Here is a 19,680-nt window from a genome sequence, read left to right as displayed (position 1 = left end):
ATATCATGGATAAAGACATGGAGTGTGCGGAACTGTCAAGCATTGGTGTGATCATTCACGATTTCAAGTTCGGTGGTTCGGAAAGAATAGCCATCAGACTTGCAAATTACTGGGCCAGAAACGGGTTTTCGGTAACGGTGTTCTGCGCCTCCGTTCAGGGGGAAATGCACCATCTCCTTTCCGCTGGCGTCAGGGTGGTCTGCACTTCCCCTGTTTTGGCACGTCATTATGGCAGCATGTACCAGCTCGCACGCAAGGCACGGCAGTATTTTGCCGAACACCCCGTGGATTTTTGCTATATTCCGGGTAATTATCACTGGCCCGTTACGCATGAACTGGCCCGTCTGCCACTACCTGTACGGCCTGTTCTTGTCTCCCAGATCAGCTCCCTTATTTACAAACCCGGTCGTTCGCAGGTCAAGCAGATGCTCTTTAACATGCGTATGCGCTATCTGCTGCACAGGAGCGACCTTGTGGTCGCCATGGATAGCCTGAGCGCACGCCAGAGCAACGCCATTCTGCACAGGACAGACACTCTGGTCATACCTCTGCCCGCATTGGGTGAAACAAGTGCTCCTCCCACGCCCCCACCTGCAACACTCTCTGTTGTTGCCGCAGGCCGCCTGACAGAACAGAAAGGATTTGATGATCTTGTCAGGGCTTTTGCACAGGTGCGGCACACGCTGCCACAAGCCCGACTGACCATTTGCGGGGAAGGCGAGGAAAGACCCGCGCTGGAACAGCTTATCCGCCGGTATGGACTGGAGGACTGTGTCAGGCTGGTAGGGTATGTGCAGAACATACGGCCGTATCTGGATAAAAACGCCATTTTTGTCCTTTCTTCCCGCCGGGAAGGATATGGTGCGGTGCTGCTGGAAGCGCTGGAAGCCGGGCGTTATGTGGTAACAACGGATTGCACACCAGCCGTACATGATATTTTTGACGATGGCGTTTGTGGCAGGGTTGTGCCGCCCAACAACCCGAAGGCTCTGGCCAAAGGTCTGGTTGAGGCTTTGCGGAGCGGACAGGATATTACCTGCCTGACCGGGGAGCGCGTGGCTCGTTTTCGGATCAACGTTGGTGCGCAGAAATATATTGCAGCCGTAAAAAACAAAATGCGCGCAGATCGGGTATAAGCAGCACAGCCACAGTGCCGGTTAGCCGGTCTTGAGCATGGGGTCCGCTCCGCATCTTTAGCGGCTGGAGGCGACACTGCCGTCGCCACGAGCCCATAACGCCCTGCCCGCCTTCAATAACAGGCATTTTACTCTCTGGGTTCAGACGCGAATTTTATAAAATCTGCAAGGTATTTAATATCCGCATCAGTTTCCCGATGACCGAGAAATATCTGTTTCGCAATACCTTTTTTGCCCAGCTTCACGGGATAAAGTTCAAAGCGGGCGGCATACTCCTCCACAAGCCAGCGTGGAAGTGCTGCAACGCCTCTTTCATGCGCCACCATCACCAGCATGATGTCCGTTGTCTCGATCTGCTTTTGTTGCCGGGGAGCAATCCCTGCTGGTTGCAGAAACTGCGTGTAAATATCAAGCCGTTCTGACGGAACGGGATAAGTAATCAATGTTTCGTCTGCAAGCTGCTCCGGCAGGACAAATTTTGCATTCCGTAAAGGGTGTTCCGGACCAACAGCCAGCACAAGTTCATAATCAAAGACCGGCGTGAATGTCAGGCCGGGTTTGTAAAGCGGATCAGGTGTCACCAGAATATCAATTTCATTACTGAACAGCGCACCAATCCCGCCGAATTGAAACTTCTGCCTCACATCCACATCGACCTTTGGCCATCTCTCCAGATAGGGCGAGACCACTTTCAGAAGCCACTGATAGCAGGGGTGACACTCCATGCCGATACGGAGTGTGCCCCGCTCGCCATTTGCAAACTGCTCAATGCGGCCTTCCGCCAGTTCAAACTGCGGAAGCAGCCGGTTCGCCAGTGACAGCAGCCATTCTCCTGCCTGAGTGAGCACAAGAGAACGTCCCTCCCGCCGCCAGATCTTGACACCAAGCTGCTGTTCAATCTTGCGGATGGAATGGCTGAGAGCGGGCTGGGTCAGGTGCAGGCGCATCCCCGCGGCTGTCAATGAGCCTTCCCGCGCGACTTCCCGAATAATGGTCAGATGACTACGTTCCAGAATATTCATGCTTTGCCCAATAAATGCACAAATTTCATATACTGATAGAAATATATCATTTCAGTTCATTTTTACAAACCTTTATCCTAAGGACTTAACAACTCGTTCGGACAGTTTTCCATGGTCTCAACCGACAATTTCGACCTTCGCCATATTGAATTCAAGCATGGGCGAGAATTTGAAAAACGCATCAATGGCCTGTCCTCGCGCAGCTTCGACACCCCGATGCCTGTCATGTCCTTTGAGTTTGTCCCGCCCGGAACCCGCATGATGGAGCAGCGGTTATGGCGCTGTATCCAGTGTCTGGCGCCGCTTTCACCCCGCTTTGTCTCGGTGACTTATGGGGCTGGCGGAACGACACGGACCGGCACTGTCTCCACCGTCTTGCGTCTGAGGCGGGAGACTGACCTTGTCCCCGCCGCCCACATGACCTGTACCGGAGCAACCCGCAGGGATGTGGATGACTTCGCCCGTCGCTATTGGGCTGCAGGTGTCAAGCATATCGTGGCCCTGCGGGGTGATCCCCCTACAGGCTCGGCTGACGACACCCCGCAGTCGGGTGGTTATGCCTATGCCAGCGATCTTGTCGCGGGCCTGCGCCGCATTGCAGATTTTGAAATCTCCGTCGCTGCCTACCCTGAAACGCATCCTGCCGCCCTGAATCCGCAAGCCGATCTGGACAATCTCAAACGCAAGCTCGATGCCGGAGCGACACGCGCCATAACCCAGTATTTCTTTGATGCAGAGACTTATCTGCGTTTTTTTGACCGGTGTCTGGCGGCCGGAATGACAGCACCGATCATTCCCGGCATTATGCCAGTCTCGGACTACGGGCAGATTGCCCGTTTCTCAGCATTATGTGGCGTAACGGTACCAGACTGGCTGACTCATCTTTTTGAAGGCACCGTAGAGAACCCAGAGCTTCGTCGTATCATCGCCAGTATTGTGGCGGTGGAGCAGATCCGCACGTTACAGGCTTATGGAATCAACGAATTTCATATCTCCACATTGAATCGTTCTGATCTTACCTACGCGATTGCCCATATTCTTGGGGTACGGCCCACGGAGCAACACGCAGCGTATAAGCGGGTAAACTGTTCGGAAACAGCTGAAATCACCGATGAGCAAAACGCCCCGACAGATTTTGACACCACCGGACAGACACAGACACAGACACAGACACAGGAAAATGCCCCTCCCTTCATGCTGCGCACCCAGTTCAGGTGAACCTCCCGCATGACCAGAAGGTAAGCCTTTCTTCTGTTTTGTGGATTTTCCCTCAGACACTCACAGGAGCAGGGTCTGCGGGAAGCAGGCATGGCGGAACTGCGGACACCCGCAAAAATTCTGGCGTCATGAAAGGCAGGAACAGTGTCCTGCCCTCCTGATGGTATCTCGCCGAGGCACTCGTCAGAGCGAGAGTTCTTTTCGAACGATTTCCGCGCCTGCGGCCAGAGCATTCAACTTGCCACGCGCCACATCGCGCGGCAAAGGAGCCATACCGCAGTTCGTGCAGGGATAAAGCTTGTCGGCATCGACAAACTGAAGCGCTTTGCGCAGGATATCCGCGACTTTCTCGGGTGTCTCAATGGTTCTGGTCGCCACGTCAATGGCCCCCACCATCACTTTTTTTCCACGAATAAGTTCGATCAGATCCATCGGAACGCGAGAGTTCTGACATTCCAGTGAAATCAGATCGATTTTGGATTTCTGTAATCTGGGGAATATCTCTTCATATTGACGCCACTCTTCCCCAAGAGCATTTTTCCAGTCGATATTGGCTTTGATCCCGTAACCATAGCAGATATGAACTGCGGTTTCGCATTTCAGCCCCTCAATGGCTTTTTCTAACGTGGCAATGCCCCAGTCATTCACTTCATCAAAAAAAACATTGAAGGCTGGCTCATCGAACTGGATGATGTCCACACCAGCCGCTTCCAGTTCTCTTGCCTCCTGATTGAGAATTCTGGCGAATTCCCATGCCAGTTTCTCGCGGCTTTTATAGTGAGCGTCATAGAGGGTATCGATCATGGTCATGGGGCCGGGGAGCGCCCACTTGATGGGCTTCTTTGTCAGTGTGCGTAAAAACTTCGCATCTTCGACAAAAACCGGCTTTTCGCGCGCCACCGCCCCTATGACAGACGGAACACTTGCATCGTAGCGGTTCCGGATTTTTACCGTCTGACGGTTCTCGAAATCAACACCACTGAGATGTTCAATAAATGTCGTGACAAAATGCTGACGGGTCTGTTCTCCATCACTGACGATATCAATGCCCGCACGATCCTGATCATCCAGCGTCAGACGCAGTGCGTCCTGTTTACCTTCGACCAGTTCTTCGCCCTGCAATTTCCAGGGCGACCAGAGTGTCTCGGGCTGTGCGAGCCATGAAGGTTTGGGCAGGCTGCCAGCCGTTGCAGTGGGGAGCAGTGTTTTCATGAAAGATGACCTTGTGTTTCTGATGGATCAGGAGACATAACTGGCAGACCACTGCTCAAGAATATCGTGATATGGTCTGATAAAATTCTCTTCCGTATATTTGCCCTGCGCGGTCGCCAACTGGGTACGTTCCACCCGATCGTAGACAATGCGAGTGTTTGAATAATCCTGATACTTCAGACTGGGTCGAAAACAGTCAGCCGCAGCAGCATTGGCGTTGTAAATTTCGGGACGATAGATCTTCTGAAATGACTCCATCACGCTAATGGTGCTGATAAGCTCAAGAGTGGAGTAATCAGACAGCAGGTCGCCAAAAAAATAGAATGCCAGCGGTGCAACACTGTTGGCAGGCATGAAATAACGTACCTTCATGCCCATTTTTTCAAAATACTGATCGGTCAGAGAAAAATCATGCTGCTGGTATTCAACGCCCAGAACAGGATGCTGATTTTCTGTCCGATGATAGGTCCGGTTGGTTGAAACACTGAGGCATATGACAGGCAGTTTCCTGAAACTCTTCCGGTAGGCCGGGGAGTACACCACACTCTTGAAGAGATTGCCGTGTACATCGCCGTAATTATGCGGAACGCAGAATTCGGACTTATCTTTATTATAGTCTGGCAGTAACACGCTGAAGTCATAATCCCGCACGTAAGAGGAAAAACTGTTCCCTGCGAGACCTTCTATACGCTTGCTGTCGTTTTTATCGACGATTGTAGAATACAGAACTTCGATCAGGGGAAAGCTGTCATTCCTGCCCGCAAAGGCGAGATCCATTTCTACTGAAACAATTTCAAGCTCGACAGAATAGCGATCCCCCATGGGATTATCCCAACGCGCCAGATCATTGAAACGATTGTCAATCATGCGCATGACATTCCGCAGGTTTTCCTGACGGCTCTCCCCTCTTGCCAGATTGGCAAAATTGGTCGTAAGGCGCGTCCTGTCAGATGGGTGATAATTTTCATCGAAGCGAAGCCGATGGATATTGAATGTAAAATCCTGAACCATTGTGGACCTGCATTTCTATTCTTATGAAAACCAGAATTTTATTTATGGGATTGAGAAAATCCCCGGCTTTCATTTCTGATTTCCCGGTTGATGATACTCATCATGTCCGCCGTCAAACACTGTGTCTGCTTTATGCCTGAGCATAATGGTGAATAAAAATGATTTGATTTCATAAAAACATAAATCCCACTCATGGATTGAGATAAGCAGGATCGCACCCGAACGGGATAAAGCGAGAAAACATCAATGGAGTGTCTGTTTACCAGTACGCCAGCCGGACGCAGATATATGGTCTGCACGCGAAAAACTGGTTTCTGCTTTATTCTGCCTCATGATTCTCCAGCTTGCACGCTGGATGCGTTCAACGGCACGACACTGGAACTGACAGGATTTTATGGCATAGAAATGCAGTCTTCAGGTCAGCATCAGACCGCTGCGGTTTTACCGTTCCGGGCCACAATCTGCTCAACACGGGCCAGAATGTCCCGGCCGATCCGGTCAAAATGCTGCGCGCCAAAACGGGCCAGTACTGTCGCACGCGCATGTTGGCCCATATCCGCCAGATGCTGGGGCTGCTTGAGCAGGTCTTCCAGCGCACTGGCAAGGGCCGCACTATCCTGCGGTGGCACGATGCGGCCGATCTGCGGGGTAATGGAAGACGGGATTTCCCCCGCATTGGAAGCAACAACCGGCAGGGATGCCAGCATGGCTTCGTGCGCAGCCAGACAGAAACCTTCCCACAGGGAAGGCTGAACATAAAGATGCAGTCGGGACAGAAAAACCGATGGGTCTTTAATATGGCCAAGGATCTGTATGGGCAGCCTGCCTTGGGCAATCAGTGCCTCAAGATGAGGGCGCTCTTCCCCCTCGCCGCCGATCAGCACTTCAAAAGGGGGAAGACCAGAGCGGGTTTGCAGCAGGGCAATGGCCGCGCAGAGCGTGTCATACCCCTTGACCGGGTGCAGTCGGCCCAGCGTGCCAATGCGGACAGGTGTGCCGGGTTGCCAGGGTGCTGCGGTAGGAACATTGGGGTCCGCCCTGAAAATGGGCCATTCCACAAGCCTGTCCGGGGTAACGCCCAGTGTGCGACGTGTCTGCTCTGCTACGCAGGAGGAATCGGCCACCCACAGGGCGCTTCTGTTTTTAAAGCGGCGCAGCAGGGCGGCGTTAAGGGGTTTGAGCCGTGCAGAATGCTGCCAGCTTACAACTGGAATGTGCTGCCATTGGCCAACCAGTTGCCCCAGCAGCGTGGCCCGGCTGAGCGATGTCCAGATAACATCGGGTTTATAGGCGCGCATTTGCCTGTGCAGCCAGAGCAGGGCTGCAAGGTGGTCCTTGCGGGAACCGGGGCGGATGTGGAGTGTAAGCCCGGCATTTTCCAGCGGTTCAATAGCCAGACCGTTACGCCGAGTCAGGGCAAAAACCTCAACATGATGCCCGGCGTCCCGCATGACCTTTGTAATGGCCGGAACGGGCAGCGCCGCACCACCGCTTTCCACGGAGTTTATAATATACGCGATTTTCATCGGCATGTTTTTTGCACGGATCAGACCAATAAGCGAGGGAGAAGCACTCCAGACGCACTCGTGGAAGCGGGAAAGGGCTTAGGCCTTTTTTTGCAGAAAACGCATAATGGCGTCCGCAGCCCCGGGAGATGTCGGGCTTTTGTCCTGATGTTCAAAGGTTTCGGCAACATAGGCGCGCTGCCTGCCCTCAAACTCATCCTGACGGGTAAAGGCAAGAGAAAGCGCTTTGCCCAGTTCATCTGGGGAGTCGATCACCTGCCCCAGTGTCCAGAACCGGTAGTCCTTGTTGTTCTGCCAGTGCGCGTGATGGGCATTGAGGAAAATGCACGGTCTGGGCCGGATCAGGAACTCGGCAACCTGACTGCTGACATCCCCCAGATAAAGGTCAGCCGCCATGGTGTAGGTCATGTCTATGCTGCGGGTGCTACCGGTATCGATCAGGATATTGGGATATTTGGCAAAACGCCTGGCCAGCGCTTCGGCCTGTTTCTTGTGGCCGTTGAACAGGCGGTAATGCGGTGCGCAGATCAGGTTGTAATGATCCTGATTGGCAAAATAGTTCAGGATTGCCTCGCCGAACTGGTACCATGATGTCAGACCGCGTGAGAAATGCGGATTGTACAACACAATGGGTTTGTCGTTATCAAACAGGCGAGCCTGCTGCCTGTGCAGACGCTCCACAATATCGAACTTGGCATAGGTGCCCATGTGGTATTCGCCGGGGGTTATAAGGCCCCGTTCAAGCAGCCTCTGTTCCACTTTTTTGCCTGAAAGAAGCACAAAGTCGAACTGCTTGATGTCCTCGGCAAATCCAATGGCCCGGTCCCCCGCGCCATGGCGTGTCCAGATATACAGGGGTTTGGTCACACCCATGCGCTTGAGGTAGAGCGATGTCCGCTCCGGCACCACAATAGCCTGAAACTGATTGAAGTAATGGCGGCTGAAAAACAGGGAGGCCAGCCGCTCAAGCGGGCCGGGGCCATTACGCTCGACCAGCCTGCCAAGCCATGCAGGAATGGGGAGCAGGTCGTAAGTGACCTTTGCCGCCGGATAGAGCCGACCTAGCGAGCGGGCATAATCAAGATGGCTCTGGGTGGGGCAGGCCACATGCACATCCGCATTGGGGTGGCGGGCTGCCATTTCAAAAGCGATGGGGAGCGAGTGGAGCGTCTGGTGCGGCTGGGCAATCAGCAGGAAAACCACTTTCAGCGTTTTAAGAGCGCTTTGTGGCGGTGTCTGTGGTGCCGACACGCCATGAGGACCGCGCCCCAGACTCTGAAGGTGTTTCTGCTGGTCTGTCATATCGAAAAAAAATGGCTGCACAGGCACATAGGTCAAGCTACGGCTCTTTCCTCTTGGGCAGCGGGCACCATAACCCGGCTACCACAAACACACCTCAATTCCATTCAGCGTTTGGCAAGAACATCTATAGTGCCCGCTGACTTGCACCAGATAGCGCACAGCGTCAAGACGCTAACACCCGCAGTAAGGGTCTGAACAAACACATAAACTCTCACTTAATATGGATGTTTGACACATATCTTGACCACCATGCCCGCAGGAGGCGGAAGGACAGTGACGACTGACCTAATGAGGTAGGGGTAACGCAACCAGAACAGGCGCTGCAAGAGGCTGGTTATTCAGCACAGGGAACCGGTTCATGTTCGTGCGGATCAACGCTTGCGTATTCGCGCCAGCACACCTATAACGCATCCCCACGGAGAGGTGCCAGAGCGGTCGAATGGGGCGGTCTCGAAAACCGTTGTGCGAGCAATCGTACCGAGGGTTCGAATCCCTCCCTCTCCGCCAGATATCGCAGAAAACAGCCCTAAAATGGCTGTGCAAATTTAGTCTTGGAAAAAATACCTCTTATTTATTGTGCAAATCCGTGCAAATGACCGTTTAGGGATAATTTGCACAAAGGGTTTGGCGATGGCGAAGGCTGTCTGGAAAAAGGTGGCGCCGGGCATCTATCTGCGCGGCGAGATGCAGTATCAAGTCAAGATCGCACGGAAGGGTCGCACTGTCGTCGAGACATTCGATAGTCTAGCCGAAGCCCAGCGTTTCCGGCTGAAGACGATCACCGAGATCGACGGCGGCGTGTATGTCGATCCCCTTCGAGAGAAAGAGACCACACTGCTCGATCTGCTTCGGCGTTACGAAGAAGAGGTCACTCCGACGAAAAAGGGCGCCCGCCAAGAAACCAGTGTGTTGCGGATGTGGCGCGAACAGGAATGGTCGTCCCTGCCGATTGCATCGATCTCGCCGACCCACATTATTGAATGGCGCAACGGTCGCGTAAAAGAGGGTAAAGCCCCGACGACAGTCTCGAACGCTATGAACACTCTGTCCGCCGTGTTCTCTTACGCGATCAACGAATGGCAATATAAAGTCACGAACCCCATCACAGGTCTGAAGCGGCCGAAGATGCGCCCGGCGCGACGGGTTATCATGCCCGCATCTGATTATACGAAACTTATCGAAGCGTGCCGTATTTGTGGCCCGAAATGGCTCCCTTATATTACGTCAATCGCGATCGAGACGGCGATGCGTCAGTCTGAAATCCGGCGGATACATTGGGATCATGTCTTCGAGACACATATCCATCTGCCTGAGACGAAAAATGGTGAATCACGAGATGTCCCGCTGACCGAGGAAGCCGCCGCAGTCATTAAACAGATCAGGCTGAACCTGCCACGCCGGAATGATCGCTGGATGTTCGGCGATCCTGATCAACCAATGTGCGCGGGAGGTATCACGCTCCATGCCGTTACGCGGGAATTCGCCGACGCCGTCGCCTGGGCTATGAAGCAGCCAGATGGGTTGAGCCAGAAATACACGTTCCACGACTTACGCCATGTCGCAATTACGGAACTCAAGAAGGATCATGTTGACGCGATGGATTTGGCTAAGACGACGGGGCATAAGACGGTCAATCTGCTGCATAAAGTCTATTACAATCCTGACCCAGAAGAACGGGCAAACGACATTCGGGCGCGGCGGGCGGCGAGGAAGATCAAGGCAATGGGGCAGTAAGGGGATAATTAACGGTCGTGAGTGGCTGGAGACAGTCAGTTATAGTGTGCGTGACGTGGTTGCGTTGTGTGCATAAGAGTCGGTCTCGCCGGCGAACTGACCTTCCATGATCTGCGCCATGTCGGATGCACACGCCTTGCCCCACTCCATCGAGACTGCTTCGAACTGGCCAAGACCACAGGACACAAAGACCCACGCATGTTGATGCGGTATTACAACCCCAGTATCGTTGATCGTGTCGCACAAATCAGGGCCAGGGAAAGGGCGTTGGCGGCGGGGTGAGGTTATGGCAATTTTATTACAGCTAAAAGAGTGACGAAGAGCGATTCAGGAGACGTGGCCCTTGGCATCGGGATCAAAGAAAAAGAATAACCACTTTGTCCCTCGCAGCTATCTGCGACGGTTTCGCTCAGGGAGTGACCGGGAGGTATCGCTCTTCAATATAAAATCTGGAAAAACGATAACGTCAGCACCTATAAGGTCGCAATGCTCGCGTGATTATTTCTATACAAAAAACCCGTTATTTGAAGACGAATTTGCCAAAATTGAAGTTATTCAGAAATTGCTTCTCGATGAAATACTTTCTTCTGAAATCCCCCCCCAACCTGGGTCGCGTCGTCGAAGTGAGTTGTCCAGTGGAATAATGTTTCAAGCCGGGCGAACCGCATCTGCGGTCGTGCTAACCGATCATCTAACCAATCAATTCGGCAAGTCCTTACTTCGTCATCATTTTGAGCGAAATGGAAAGGTTAAATTGCTTGAACACCTGCCAAAGGTTGAGATTTCGACGGTAGATGCGGTGATGGACTCCATTGGCCAGCATTTATTGATGGGGCCACTAATTGATGATTTGGAGTGCACGCTATTCCTTAACGAGACTTCTGAAGATTTCCTGACGAGCGATCATCCAGTTGTTCTATGCAATAGCCTGCCAGGGGGCAGAGCATCCGACCGCAAGATTGGTTTTGCATCTCCGGGATTGATAATATTGTATCCAATATCCCCGAGAGCAATTTTATTTCTAAGTGACCCCAAAGCCTACGCGGTTGAGAACCAGAATGGAAGAACATTGCTGCGTCGGGAACAGGATATTGTTGACCTGAATTTAGCGCAGTTTGGCAACGCATACGAGAACGTCTATTTTTCAAATGCAGCGAACGTTCAACGAACCCTGCATCAGTTCCGAGTGCAATCTGATGCCATTAGGGTTGCGCGCCCTGACGTATCGGAAACTGCATTCAAAGCACCTGACGGTCGCAACGGTATCCTTTTGCATATGCCTGGACAGACACGCAGGCAGCCATTGCCGCCCGCTGTTCAGGTCAGATATTCTTTCCGGCGGCGAAAGCAGAAGGAAAAAAATACTCTGACACGAGATATTTGGCGAACCTCGATGGTAAATGAAAGGTTGATTAGTTTCCAAAAACGTCGCGAGAAAGCGACCAGAGATGCAAAAATGAGGGCGCAAGAAAGCCTCGTAGAATGATTGATTTGGCCTGAGCTTTCGGAAGCTAGATGGATTGTCGGTTTTTGGGCGCTACGGAGATCGACCATCATCATACGGTGCTATCATTCCAGATTCTCAGGTCTCAAGGTCGCGGATAGCCAGCAGAACACTTTGGTTTTGGCGATACAGTATTCACATTATCCGCATACCTATGCGTTACAGACTGCATTTAGGAACAAACATGAACGAAGACGAACACCACAAAGAAGTTTATGCTCATTATGGTTTGGCAGTTTACTTGGCTCAGGTCTTTGAAAGCGGTTTAATCAATGCATTGGTAACTCTTGATTTCATGGCGACGAATTCCAGCCATTTAATAACGAAGACAGATTGGTCTGATAGTTATGACGCTTTTTTTAATGATAACGCTAAACTTCCTATTGGCCCTCTTTTGGGAAAACTCAAGAAGTTCGAATTTTTTTCGGGTGACTTGAAGGTCAAATTAGAATTGGCGGCCGAAAAGAGGAATTTTTTGGTTCATCGTTATTTCCGGGATAACATCAATTTGTTCGCGACTGAGCAGGGGCGCGAGCAGATGATCGAAGAATTTAAGTGCTGCGCTGACACCTTTACTTCTGCTGATAGGTGCCTCAGCGGCATTATTGAGCCGATCAATGCCCGCTATGGTTTGACGCAGCAAAAGATCGATGCGCTGCTTGAGGAACTTTTTGCGGAGCGTAAAGACGAAAATGCCAGTGGGTCACCATCCTCCTGAGCGGAACAGACCTGACTGCATTGAAGCGTCTCCATAGGGATGTTGTATTGAAATATAACATCCATCTGCCCATGGCGAGGGTAGTGACGATCTTCGAGTGAGATGACGTGGACGCGACCCCGGCGGCAGCCGGGATGCCGTCAGCCCCCAAGGCAACCCCGTCAGTCTTTCGGAACCGTTAAATTGCCCTCATCAATCCCCGTTTCGAGTCAAAAAGGGTGGTTTTCGGGTTCCGGTCAAGCACTCATCATGTTTTCGCAACATTAAGTGTTCAAAAAGCGGCTTTTTGAAGAGTATTTTGGGCCGTGATGCGCTGAATCGTCGAGATGGAAACGCCCAGGATGTCAGCGATCTGGCCGTTTGTATGCCCTGATGCTGACATCGTCAGAGCGTGGCCTCTTTGTCTGATTGTCAGTTTGGGTCGTCTGCCCAGCCGTTTCCCGGCCGCTCGTGCGGCTTCCAGTCCGGCCAATGTTCGTTCCTTGATGATCTCCCGCTCAAACTCAGCAAAAGCGGCAAGAATGGTCAGGAATAGCCGGCCATTCGGTGTGTTTGTTTCGACCCCAATGTTAAGAATTCTCAGGTTTATACAGCGCTCATTCAAAATCCGAATGAGACCAATCACGTCCACAGTATCCCGCCCCAGTCTGTCCAGCTTCGCAGCAATCAGGCTGTCTCCGGCTTCCAGCATTTTCAGCAAAGATGACATACCGGGGCGAGACATGGCTGGCACACCGCCAGAAATGATGTCTTGAGTGATCATATCGTCTGACAAACCCTCGCGACGCAAGGAGAGCAGTTGCGGGTCGTTCGTCTGACCTTCAGTTGACACCCTTGCATAGCCATAGCGCTTCATAACCATAACCCCCGTTTTAGATCAGCATTCAATCAGTGGTTTTTGGCGTGTTTCAATACGACAAGCTGATGTTCAAAAACCACGGATTCTGCTCATGACAATCAGTGTAGCGTGGCGTGAGACGGATTTCATATTTCCGGCCCACGCCACATTCTTTTGAGAGAGTCAGTAAATGAACGCATTTGATTTGAAGACATTCCGCCATGCAGGATTGTCTATTATGACAGTCGCCGTTTTATCTTGTGGAGCAGCGTTCTCGACGCCTGCGAAGGCAGACTCCCCGCGCGAAGACCAGACCCGTTATGGACTGGCGTCTGGTAATGGCCCTCTCAACACTTTGCTGATTAACGGCCATGCCACAACGCCGAAAATTGCCGGCAACAGTGCGCTTTTTGTCCAGAAAATCGCGGAATCCGGCGACACAGATGTCGTCCTTTTAACGTCCGTTGGCGGTCAGGCTTGTGATGCTCAGTATTCAATCCTTCAGGTCACGCCGAACGGAATCAAGGCGCCTACACCTTTCTTCGGGAATTGCTCAACTGCCAAGCCGTCCATTTCCGGGAGCAAGATCACACTGAAATTTCCGCGCAATATCGGGAAATACGTCACCACGCCGGTCGAAGTCGATGTTTACGACCTTGCGACCGGAATCATGACAAAGAACGGGAAGAACGTCCCCGCTGCCTGTAAGCTGGATGACGGCGTTTGCCAAGGGTGATTTCACCTCATCCTTTAACCTTTTCGCCACACACTTAAATCGAAATTTGCTGAGAGAATCATGAACGCTCGCTCTATATTCACCGTCTCCAGAATGGTTGCTCCTGTATGTGGCCTTCTCGCACTGCTCCCCTTGGTCGGGTGTGGCGAGAGTGGCCCTTCGCTGGAAGAACTTCAGTCCATCATTTCTCAAAATTATGCGGATGCCGTGGAAGGAAACAGATCATTCGGAGATATTCTGGGGCACAATCATCCGACACCGCCGGTTATAAAGGTCACGCAACGGACGTGTGAAGCGCGGGGTTCCTACGAGTTTCACGGTGAAAAACTGCCAATCTTCCGTTGCGATGTGACCTTCAAAGTGGGTGAAGATCAGCGGAAAGAGAAACTTGATTACGTCAAGATCGAAGGAAAATGGAGCCAATACGAAGAATAAGAATTCCGATCTCTCGTTTAACATTGCTGTTACACACATCATGTCGGAGTTTATGCTGTGATTGTCAAAGACGTTGGCCTTCATTTTGGCAAGAAGTCAGCTTACCTTTTTCTGGTGCTATTCTTCTTTGTCGCTAGTTTTATCGCTGGATTTTCTGTCAAATCTTCACAAAACTCAGGGTTTCTCGAAGATTGGGCATTTTGTCTATTCTCAGGTGTAGTAATTTATGGTGTGATAAATTTATTCTCCTTTGCCATGCCGCACCTCTTGATAGTGAATGTCTTGTCCAGAATCATTCACGGTAATCCGCTAACAAAATTCCGCGCGATGTATGGTGATTTATTCGCTCACACACCGATCAAGATCGACGCCGATCTCGATGCGGATAATTATGTAAATGCAATCTGCTATGACGGCGAATTTCTTTACGTTCTACAGAAAAACAAAATGGTTACACTTAAATGGAGTGATGTCCGCCGCTGGGAGTGGAGTGTCTATGATCCCGCAAAACAGACGACATCCGGCTTCACCCCAGGCGTAGCCTTGCAAGGTATGATTCAGGATACCGCTGCAAATCTCTCTAACGCAGCAAAAACAGCGAAAGAAAACGGTATCTCTCTCGCGGTTAAAAGCCTTGATCATCCGGTCTGGTTTTTTTGCACGGGGCTAGGCAAGCCATCTATTTCCACCTGCCAGAAGTGGGAAGAGATTTTTCGGCAGTTTGACGACGGCACTCTCGCGATTGCACACTGATCAACGGTAAAGAATAAGGGGACAGTATCATGGGGCCTGAAGAATTAGCGATCATCATGAGTCCCCAGTTTATCAACGCGACATTTCGTGCGGGTGAAGACTGGTATCACTCAATGGTTGCCCGCAATCAGGAGGCCCGTCGCCGCAATGATTTCGAGAACGCTAATGCGGAACTGGTAAGGGTGAACCATCTGGTCATAAGCCGCTCGCAAGAACAGAACCTGCGCTGGAAGCGGTATGCCGAAACCCTCGACCAGCGTATCGAAGTATTAGTGCGGCAAGTCAACGCTCGCGGTGAATTCGGCGAGCGTGTCGCCGGCGAATTGGACGTTGCCAGTCGCAACCTAGAAGCCAAGACGACCCTCTGTTCTCAGAAGGACGCCACCATCGCCCAGGAACGTCAGAAGGTAGCGGCTCTCGAGGCAGAGAATGAAAAATTGAGGGCAGCACTTTCTGCGGCAGAGAGCGATCGTCAGCGTCTTCATGAGGACAACGCTGCGTTTCTGTCTGCCGCTGATCATTTTGAACAAAAATGCAAAGACCTGGAATCTGATCTGGAGCGGAGCCAACACGCTCTGCAAGAGGAAGAGGCTCAGAATCTGAGGCTTTCTGAGGATTTTCAAAACGCTCATCTGGTCAACGAGGCGCTTTTGTCCGCGTCCCTGTCGGCATTGCCCTTGATGGAACAGACACGCGGGTTGTGGGCGGCCCAGGGCAAGCCTTCCATGATGGATAACCCCCTGGCGTCGCATTGCCGCTCTGACGGTCAACCTCTAACCGTGCGCGAGTATCTTTGGTTTGCAACGCTGATGCGGGAGATGACGGCCCATAATGTCCCAGATCACCTCGTCAGCACGTATTGCCCTGTCGCTCACAGAGGCGATTTCCTGACCCGTCCCGTCACGATCCAAGAGAAAAGTCACGATCCAAGAGACAAGACCTGATTGATCCTCCTGACACCGGAATAAAATGAAGGGAATAACCATGGCACAGACTGATCATACGTCCTCTCCAATGAGCCTCTATGCCGGGTGGGTGACGGTTGACGGGCAGTGTTATCCCTTTGGGGCTGAAACCAAGCGGCGTTGTCTCCAGATGATTGCGAAATTCATCTGTTCCATGGCTGAAATGCACGCTGAAGATCAGCGTAAAGAGCCGGATTTCGCGGTGCTATTCCCGTATTGGTATTCGGGTGTTTATATAAATTCTGATATACGCAGGCTTGCATCAGATGAAGCGATTGATCCAGATACGCTCGACGAAATAATGCAAAATGTTGTTGATGACTATCTGGGTAATCGAGCAACTAAAATCACAGCGTTCGTTTTACCTCTGCTTGTGCCAGTCTTCGGTCAGACGATTGGAGACACTTTGTTTATCGCAATGCTGGACAAGAGCGACGACTTTGCCGGATATGTCACCACGGATCGGGTCACGGCCGAAAACTGGCTGACAGATTATGTCGCGCAGGTCTTCGGGCCATCAGTGGGAAAACTAGGCATGAGCGTTGCAGCGGCCAAAACCGCGCTCAAAGGCGTGGGGGTGATAAATACCTGCCCTCTCGCTCTTTCACCGAACATTGAAACGGTCATGTCCTTGGCTGCATTGACCCCGTAAAAACGCGGATGGATCGGGGGGCATAATGCAACCCGATTCAATCTTGCGACGACAATCCGAAATCTTGATCCTTGGCAGAAAACCGCCGTTTATCCGGTGCGGGTTGTTCCTCTGATATGCTTTGTTTCCGGCTTCGGCCCATGATTAGACAAAATCGGCGGTACGCTTCTTTGTTCTCAACAAAGAAGGCATCGTATCATGACAAACAGTGCATCTCCGGCACACATCAATGCCAGAACGATTCAGCAGCGCCATGAAAGCCGTATCGCTCGCGCTGAATCAGACTTCATTTTCGATCTGCTGTTTATTGCCCTGGACGGTGAATTTATTCGTCCGAGTATCAGAAAATCTCTCGTTGACGCGATCTGGTCAACGATGGATGGCGATGTTCCTGACATCAATAAAAGGCTTTGCGGGATTTCAGATAAGGAGTTTATCCTGTCTGATGAACGCGACCTTAATTACGAAGATGAGAGAGAAATACTGACGCTTCAAGAAATCAAGATTCTTCGGTGGTCAGAAGCGCGGCTAGAACCGTCATGGAAACTCATTTATATTACTCTCATCGCTATGCGTGTATTTATTGGCGCGGAATCAAAAAAGGTCGGGACATATCGTTGCATTGCGTATGACAAGATCATTATGCCCGCGATTCCAGTATCAATGTCGCTGAGAGAAAATCTGGGCGTTTCGCGAGATGAGGTGCCGGCTTGGGCTGATATTGTCTGTGCCATGCTGCGAGCGACTGGGCGTTCTAATCCTGACAAAAAGATGGAACGTCTCCTGGTCTATGCGCTTGTCAGTTTGCTGCACGAGATCACAGCCGCAAGACTGCACGCAGACAATACGTCCAAATATTTCGACGATCGATGCGGGGAAATTATTGAGCGTATGAATGGTATTGTCTCAACAATACCTGAAGAAGATTTGGCGCTGTGGGAAAACGCGAGGTCGATTTCTGTAAATGGGGCCGGTAATAGCCGAGCGTCTGGAAGCACTGTGTCGTCGGGCGGGCTGAATAAGAAAAAAGCCCCGGCTCTGGTTCATCCTGCACCACGGATCAAGCCGAGAAGTCCTCGGCCGAAATGGGGGTGAGATTTAGGGAAGGCTGAAGGGGGGCCTTGAAGGGGCGAGGGAATGTCCGGCTACCGCCGGTGTTGACGTAAACAGCCAAGCGGGCGGCAGACCGGACATCCACCTCAGCGAAGCAGCCCCCCTTTTGGGATGATGGGGAAAGGAGGTTATTAAGTAACCTCCCCACGGGCGGCGCATTATTGCTCGTCAGAGTGTGTAAGCGTCAGCATCTTTCCTTGTCTCTGTCCGCTTTTGACGCTCCATTTCTCTCGCCTCGATCTTCCGTTCCATAGCGCTTTTCGGAGCGGCTTTTGCCTCCCCACCACCACCGCCCATCGCGGCCTCTGGCTCCAATTTCTGTCCCAGATCACGCTTCGCTTCAGGGTTTGCTAGACGAGCCTCGTCGCGCTGACGGTCACGTTCACCTTGCGGCAATACATGAGCAGCCTCACGACCGAGGAATTTTGCATCATCACGTCGTTCTGCGTGATCGCGCTCAGTTTGCCCCAGCTTTAGCCCACCTGTTTGATTACGATCCTGGGCGCGGCGATCGTAATCATCGTTAAAATTTTGACGTTTCTCCCCTTCTTCCCATTTTGAATCGCGGTCAAGGCCACGTTCTTTTGCCGCAGCTTCGAATTTCGACAATGACCTGTCGATCGTTTGTTGTGCGTCAGGGAACGGCTCGACGCCGAATTTTCGGTAATTGTCGAATTGAGATGCAAGTTCGTCGTCCTGGATTTTCAGGTCGTCGCGAGACTTCATTTCAACGACAGAATTACGAAGTGACGTGTAATCATCAGCAACGAGAGATTTCATCTCACGCACGACTGATGCTGTTTTTTCCGTTGCTTCCCAGTGTCCCTTTCCTTCATTTTTATTGTCGAGACGATTGCTCAATACAGAAGCCAGCCCCTCTGTATTATACTCACGTTCAGCGAGCGTTTCACCGCGCCGCTTAAATTCCGAAACGAGATCGTCATTGCTTAACGCAGCGAGACGTTTGCGATCCGCTTCGATTTGCTCATCGTTCACTTTTTTCGTCCTTCTCTTAATGAATCGACACCGTGATTGCTGCCGGTTCGGATTGCGCCTCAATGACTGAAAAATTCAGGCGCTATCGGAACCGGCATTGATTTTCAGCGTGAGAATGCACGGCGCGGCTGGGTGTTCATTGCATTTGCTGCGTCTTGCTCTGCGGCCATGCGCCGCAATGGAGACGCATAGCGTGGCAGAATCAGCGCAGCACGAACTGGCATCTGTTTGGCGGCAGGCTTGTCTTCGGCACACAGTTCAATGATTGCCGCCGTCGTTTCCGACCTGTTCTGACGCCATGTATCAGTAATGCCTCGCGCATCGCCAACGGCCAGCGCACGGAGATGGGCGCGGCTTGGAAACGGTTCGTCCGGTTTTACGGCAAACATGCGATCATCGACTGTTCTTTGAAGATCGCTATCCGGCATTGCCATCAGTGCTTCGTAATCTTCTCGCGCATCATCGCCGTAACACCTGATCTTCGTGATGAAATGCAGAGCATATCGTTCGTCTGAACGCTCTTTCTCTGCCTGTTGATGCGAGATATTCCCTGCCGATGCAGGCGTGAATCCGACATCGTTATCGCCAGATTTGTAAAAATGGCGGCGATATACCCGCTTCAAAAATTCGTCTTCGCGCGGCAACATCATGCCTCTCCTGCTTCTTGCTAGACCCTCTCGGGCATCCAGACCGTCCGCGATTGTTGAGGCAGGCGGTCTGGATGACTGAGATTTTTATTCTGTGTTTATTATAAGCTGATTTTCAAAAATCACGGGGCAGTGTCAGGCCCGGTATTTCTCCGGGCCTGG

20 protein-coding genes and 1 tRNA gene are annotated in these 19,680 nt (G+C 51.8%); 13 read left to right on the top strand and 8 right to left on the bottom strand.

The window, feature by feature from the left end; genetic code table 11:
* Nucleotides 1-5: 5 nt before the first annotated feature.
* A complete protein-coding gene (locus AB2L51_RS02555) occupies nt 6-1,136 on the top strand; it encodes a glycosyltransferase (protein ID WP_395581417.1) in 1,131 nt (376 codons plus the stop codon).
* Between the two features lie 128 nt (nt 1,137-1,264).
* Here AB2L51_RS02555 and AB2L51_RS02550 read toward each other — a convergent pair whose 3' ends face one another.
* The gene (locus AB2L51_RS02550; RefSeq protein ID WP_395581418.1) at nt 1,265-2,158 is read right to left on the bottom strand and encodes a LysR family transcriptional regulator; all 894 of its coding nucleotides are present in this window, start codon (nt 2,156-2,158) and stop codon (nt 1,265-1,267) included.
* Nucleotides 2,159-2,269: 111 nt separating this feature from the next.
* Here AB2L51_RS02550 and metF point away from each other — a divergent pair, with 111 nt between their 5' ends.
* Nucleotides 2,270-3,376 carry a methylenetetrahydrofolate reductase [NAD(P)H] gene (gene metF, locus AB2L51_RS02545; RefSeq protein ID WP_395581419.1) on the top strand — a complete coding sequence of 369 codons (1,107 nt, stop codon included), beginning with the start codon at nt 2,270-2,272 and terminating at the stop codon, nt 3,374-3,376.
* Between the two features lie 183 nt (nt 3,377-3,559).
* Here the strand turns inward: metF and AB2L51_RS02540 are convergent, their stop codons facing one another.
* The 4 genes from AB2L51_RS02540 to AB2L51_RS02525 all read right to left on the bottom strand — a co-directional run bounded on the left by AB2L51_RS02540 (nt 3,560) and on the right by AB2L51_RS02525 (nt 8,334).
* Nucleotides 3,560-4,588: a methionine synthase gene (locus AB2L51_RS02540; protein ID WP_395581420.1), complete on the bottom strand. Its 1,029-nt coding sequence runs from the start codon at nt 4,586-4,588 to the stop codon at nt 3,560-3,562.
* A 27-nt stretch (nt 4,589-4,615) separates the two neighbouring features.
* Nucleotides 4,616-5,599 carry a DUF1852 domain-containing protein gene (locus tag AB2L51_RS02535; RefSeq protein ID WP_395581421.1) on the bottom strand — a complete coding sequence of 328 codons (984 nt, stop codon included), beginning with the start codon at nt 5,597-5,599 and terminating at the stop codon, nt 4,616-4,618.
* A 425-nt stretch (nt 5,600-6,024) separates the two neighbouring features.
* Complete coding sequence (locus AB2L51_RS02530; RefSeq protein ID WP_395581422.1) at nt 6,025-7,125, bottom strand: glycosyltransferase; 1,101 nt, start codon at nt 7,123-7,125, stop codon at nt 6,025-6,027.
* A 78-nt stretch (nt 7,126-7,203) separates the two neighbouring features.
* The gene (locus AB2L51_RS02525; RefSeq protein ID WP_395581465.1) at nt 7,204-8,334 is read right to left on the bottom strand and encodes a CDP-glycerol glycerophosphotransferase family protein; all 1,131 of its coding nucleotides are present in this window, start codon (nt 8,332-8,334) and stop codon (nt 7,204-7,206) included.
* A 510-nt stretch (nt 8,335-8,844) separates the two neighbouring features.
* On the opposite strand from AB2L51_RS02525, the gene AB2L51_RS02520 reads away from it, so the two are divergent.
* From AB2L51_RS02520 to AB2L51_RS02500, 5 genes are all read left to right on the top strand, one after another.
* A tRNA-Ser gene (locus tag AB2L51_RS02520) sits at nt 8,845-8,934 on the top strand.
* 123 nt (nt 8,935-9,057) lie between these two features.
* Nucleotides 9,058-10,161 carry a tyrosine-type recombinase/integrase gene (locus AB2L51_RS02515; RefSeq protein ID WP_395581423.1) on the top strand — a complete coding sequence of 368 codons (1,104 nt, stop codon included), beginning with the start codon at nt 9,058-9,060 and terminating at the stop codon, nt 10,159-10,161.
* Between the two features lie 66 nt (nt 10,162-10,227).
* Nucleotides 10,228-10,443: a tyrosine-type recombinase/integrase gene (locus AB2L51_RS02510; protein ID WP_395581424.1), complete on the top strand. Its 216-nt coding sequence runs from the start codon at nt 10,228-10,230 to the stop codon at nt 10,441-10,443.
* A 61-nt stretch (nt 10,444-10,504) separates the two neighbouring features.
* Nucleotides 10,505-11,647 (top strand): DUF4238 domain-containing protein, encoded by a 1,143-nt coding sequence (locus tag AB2L51_RS02505; protein WP_395581425.1) that lies wholly within the window; start codon nt 10,505-10,507, stop codon nt 11,645-11,647.
* Between the two features lie 202 nt (nt 11,648-11,849).
* The gene (locus AB2L51_RS02500) at nt 11,850-12,383 is read left to right on the top strand and encodes a hypothetical protein (protein WP_395581426.1); all 534 of its coding nucleotides are present in this window, start codon (nt 11,850-11,852) and stop codon (nt 12,381-12,383) included.
* A 271-nt stretch (nt 12,384-12,654) separates the two neighbouring features.
* Here the strand turns inward: AB2L51_RS02500 and AB2L51_RS02495 are convergent, their stop codons facing one another.
* The gene (locus AB2L51_RS02495; protein WP_395581427.1) at nt 12,655-13,239 is read right to left on the bottom strand and encodes a recombinase family protein; all 585 of its coding nucleotides are present in this window, start codon (nt 13,237-13,239) and stop codon (nt 12,655-12,657) included.
* Nucleotides 13,240-13,411: 172 nt separating this feature from the next.
* Here AB2L51_RS02495 and AB2L51_RS02490 point away from each other — a divergent pair, with 172 nt between their 5' ends.
* The 6 genes from AB2L51_RS02490 (at nt 13,412) to AB2L51_RS02465 (ending at nt 17,857) form a co-directional block, all read left to right on the top strand.
* On the top strand, nt 13,412-13,957 hold the full coding sequence (locus AB2L51_RS02490) for a hypothetical protein (RefSeq protein WP_395581428.1): 546 nt from the start codon (nt 13,412-13,414) through the stop codon (nt 13,955-13,957).
* Between the two features lie 60 nt (nt 13,958-14,017).
* Nucleotides 14,018-14,392 (top strand): hypothetical protein, encoded by a 375-nt coding sequence (locus AB2L51_RS02485; protein WP_395581429.1) that lies wholly within the window; start codon nt 14,018-14,020, stop codon nt 14,390-14,392.
* Nucleotides 14,393-14,449: 57 nt separating this feature from the next.
* Nucleotides 14,450-15,145 (top strand): hypothetical protein, encoded by a 696-nt coding sequence (locus tag AB2L51_RS02480; RefSeq protein ID WP_395581430.1) that lies wholly within the window; start codon nt 14,450-14,452, stop codon nt 15,143-15,145.
* Between the two features lie 29 nt (nt 15,146-15,174).
* A complete protein-coding gene (locus tag AB2L51_RS02475; protein WP_395581431.1) occupies nt 15,175-16,089 on the top strand; it encodes a hypothetical protein in 915 nt (304 codons plus the stop codon).
* Nucleotides 16,090-16,129: 40 nt separating this feature from the next.
* Entirely contained in the window at nt 16,130-16,762 is a 633-nt protein-coding gene (locus AB2L51_RS02470; RefSeq protein ID WP_395581432.1) for a hypothetical protein, read from the top strand.
* A 198-nt stretch (nt 16,763-16,960) separates the two neighbouring features.
* Nucleotides 16,961-17,857 carry a hypothetical protein gene (locus AB2L51_RS02465; RefSeq protein WP_395581433.1) on the top strand — a complete coding sequence of 299 codons (897 nt, stop codon included), beginning with the start codon at nt 16,961-16,963 and terminating at the stop codon, nt 17,855-17,857.
* A 186-nt stretch (nt 17,858-18,043) separates the two neighbouring features.
* Here AB2L51_RS02465 and AB2L51_RS02460 read toward each other — a convergent pair whose 3' ends face one another.
* Together AB2L51_RS02460 and AB2L51_RS02455 are read right to left on the bottom strand one after the other, a co-directional pair.
* Nucleotides 18,044-18,871: a hypothetical protein gene (locus AB2L51_RS02460; protein WP_395581434.1), complete on the bottom strand. Its 828-nt coding sequence runs from the start codon at nt 18,869-18,871 to the stop codon at nt 18,044-18,046.
* A gap of 104 nt (nt 18,872-18,975) precedes the next feature.
* The gene (locus AB2L51_RS02455) at nt 18,976-19,521 is read right to left on the bottom strand and encodes a hypothetical protein (RefSeq protein WP_395581435.1); all 546 of its coding nucleotides are present in this window, start codon (nt 19,519-19,521) and stop codon (nt 18,976-18,978) included.
* Nucleotides 19,522-19,680 lie beyond the last annotated feature (159 nt).

The organism is Acetobacter fabarum (genome assembly GCF_040702925.2).
Classification (GTDB): domain Bacteria; phylum Pseudomonadota; class Alphaproteobacteria; order Acetobacterales; family Acetobacteraceae; genus Acetobacter; species Acetobacter fabarum_B.
The sequence above is the reverse complement of the archived record's forward strand: the minus strand, read 5'-3'. Positions and strand labels throughout refer to the sequence as shown.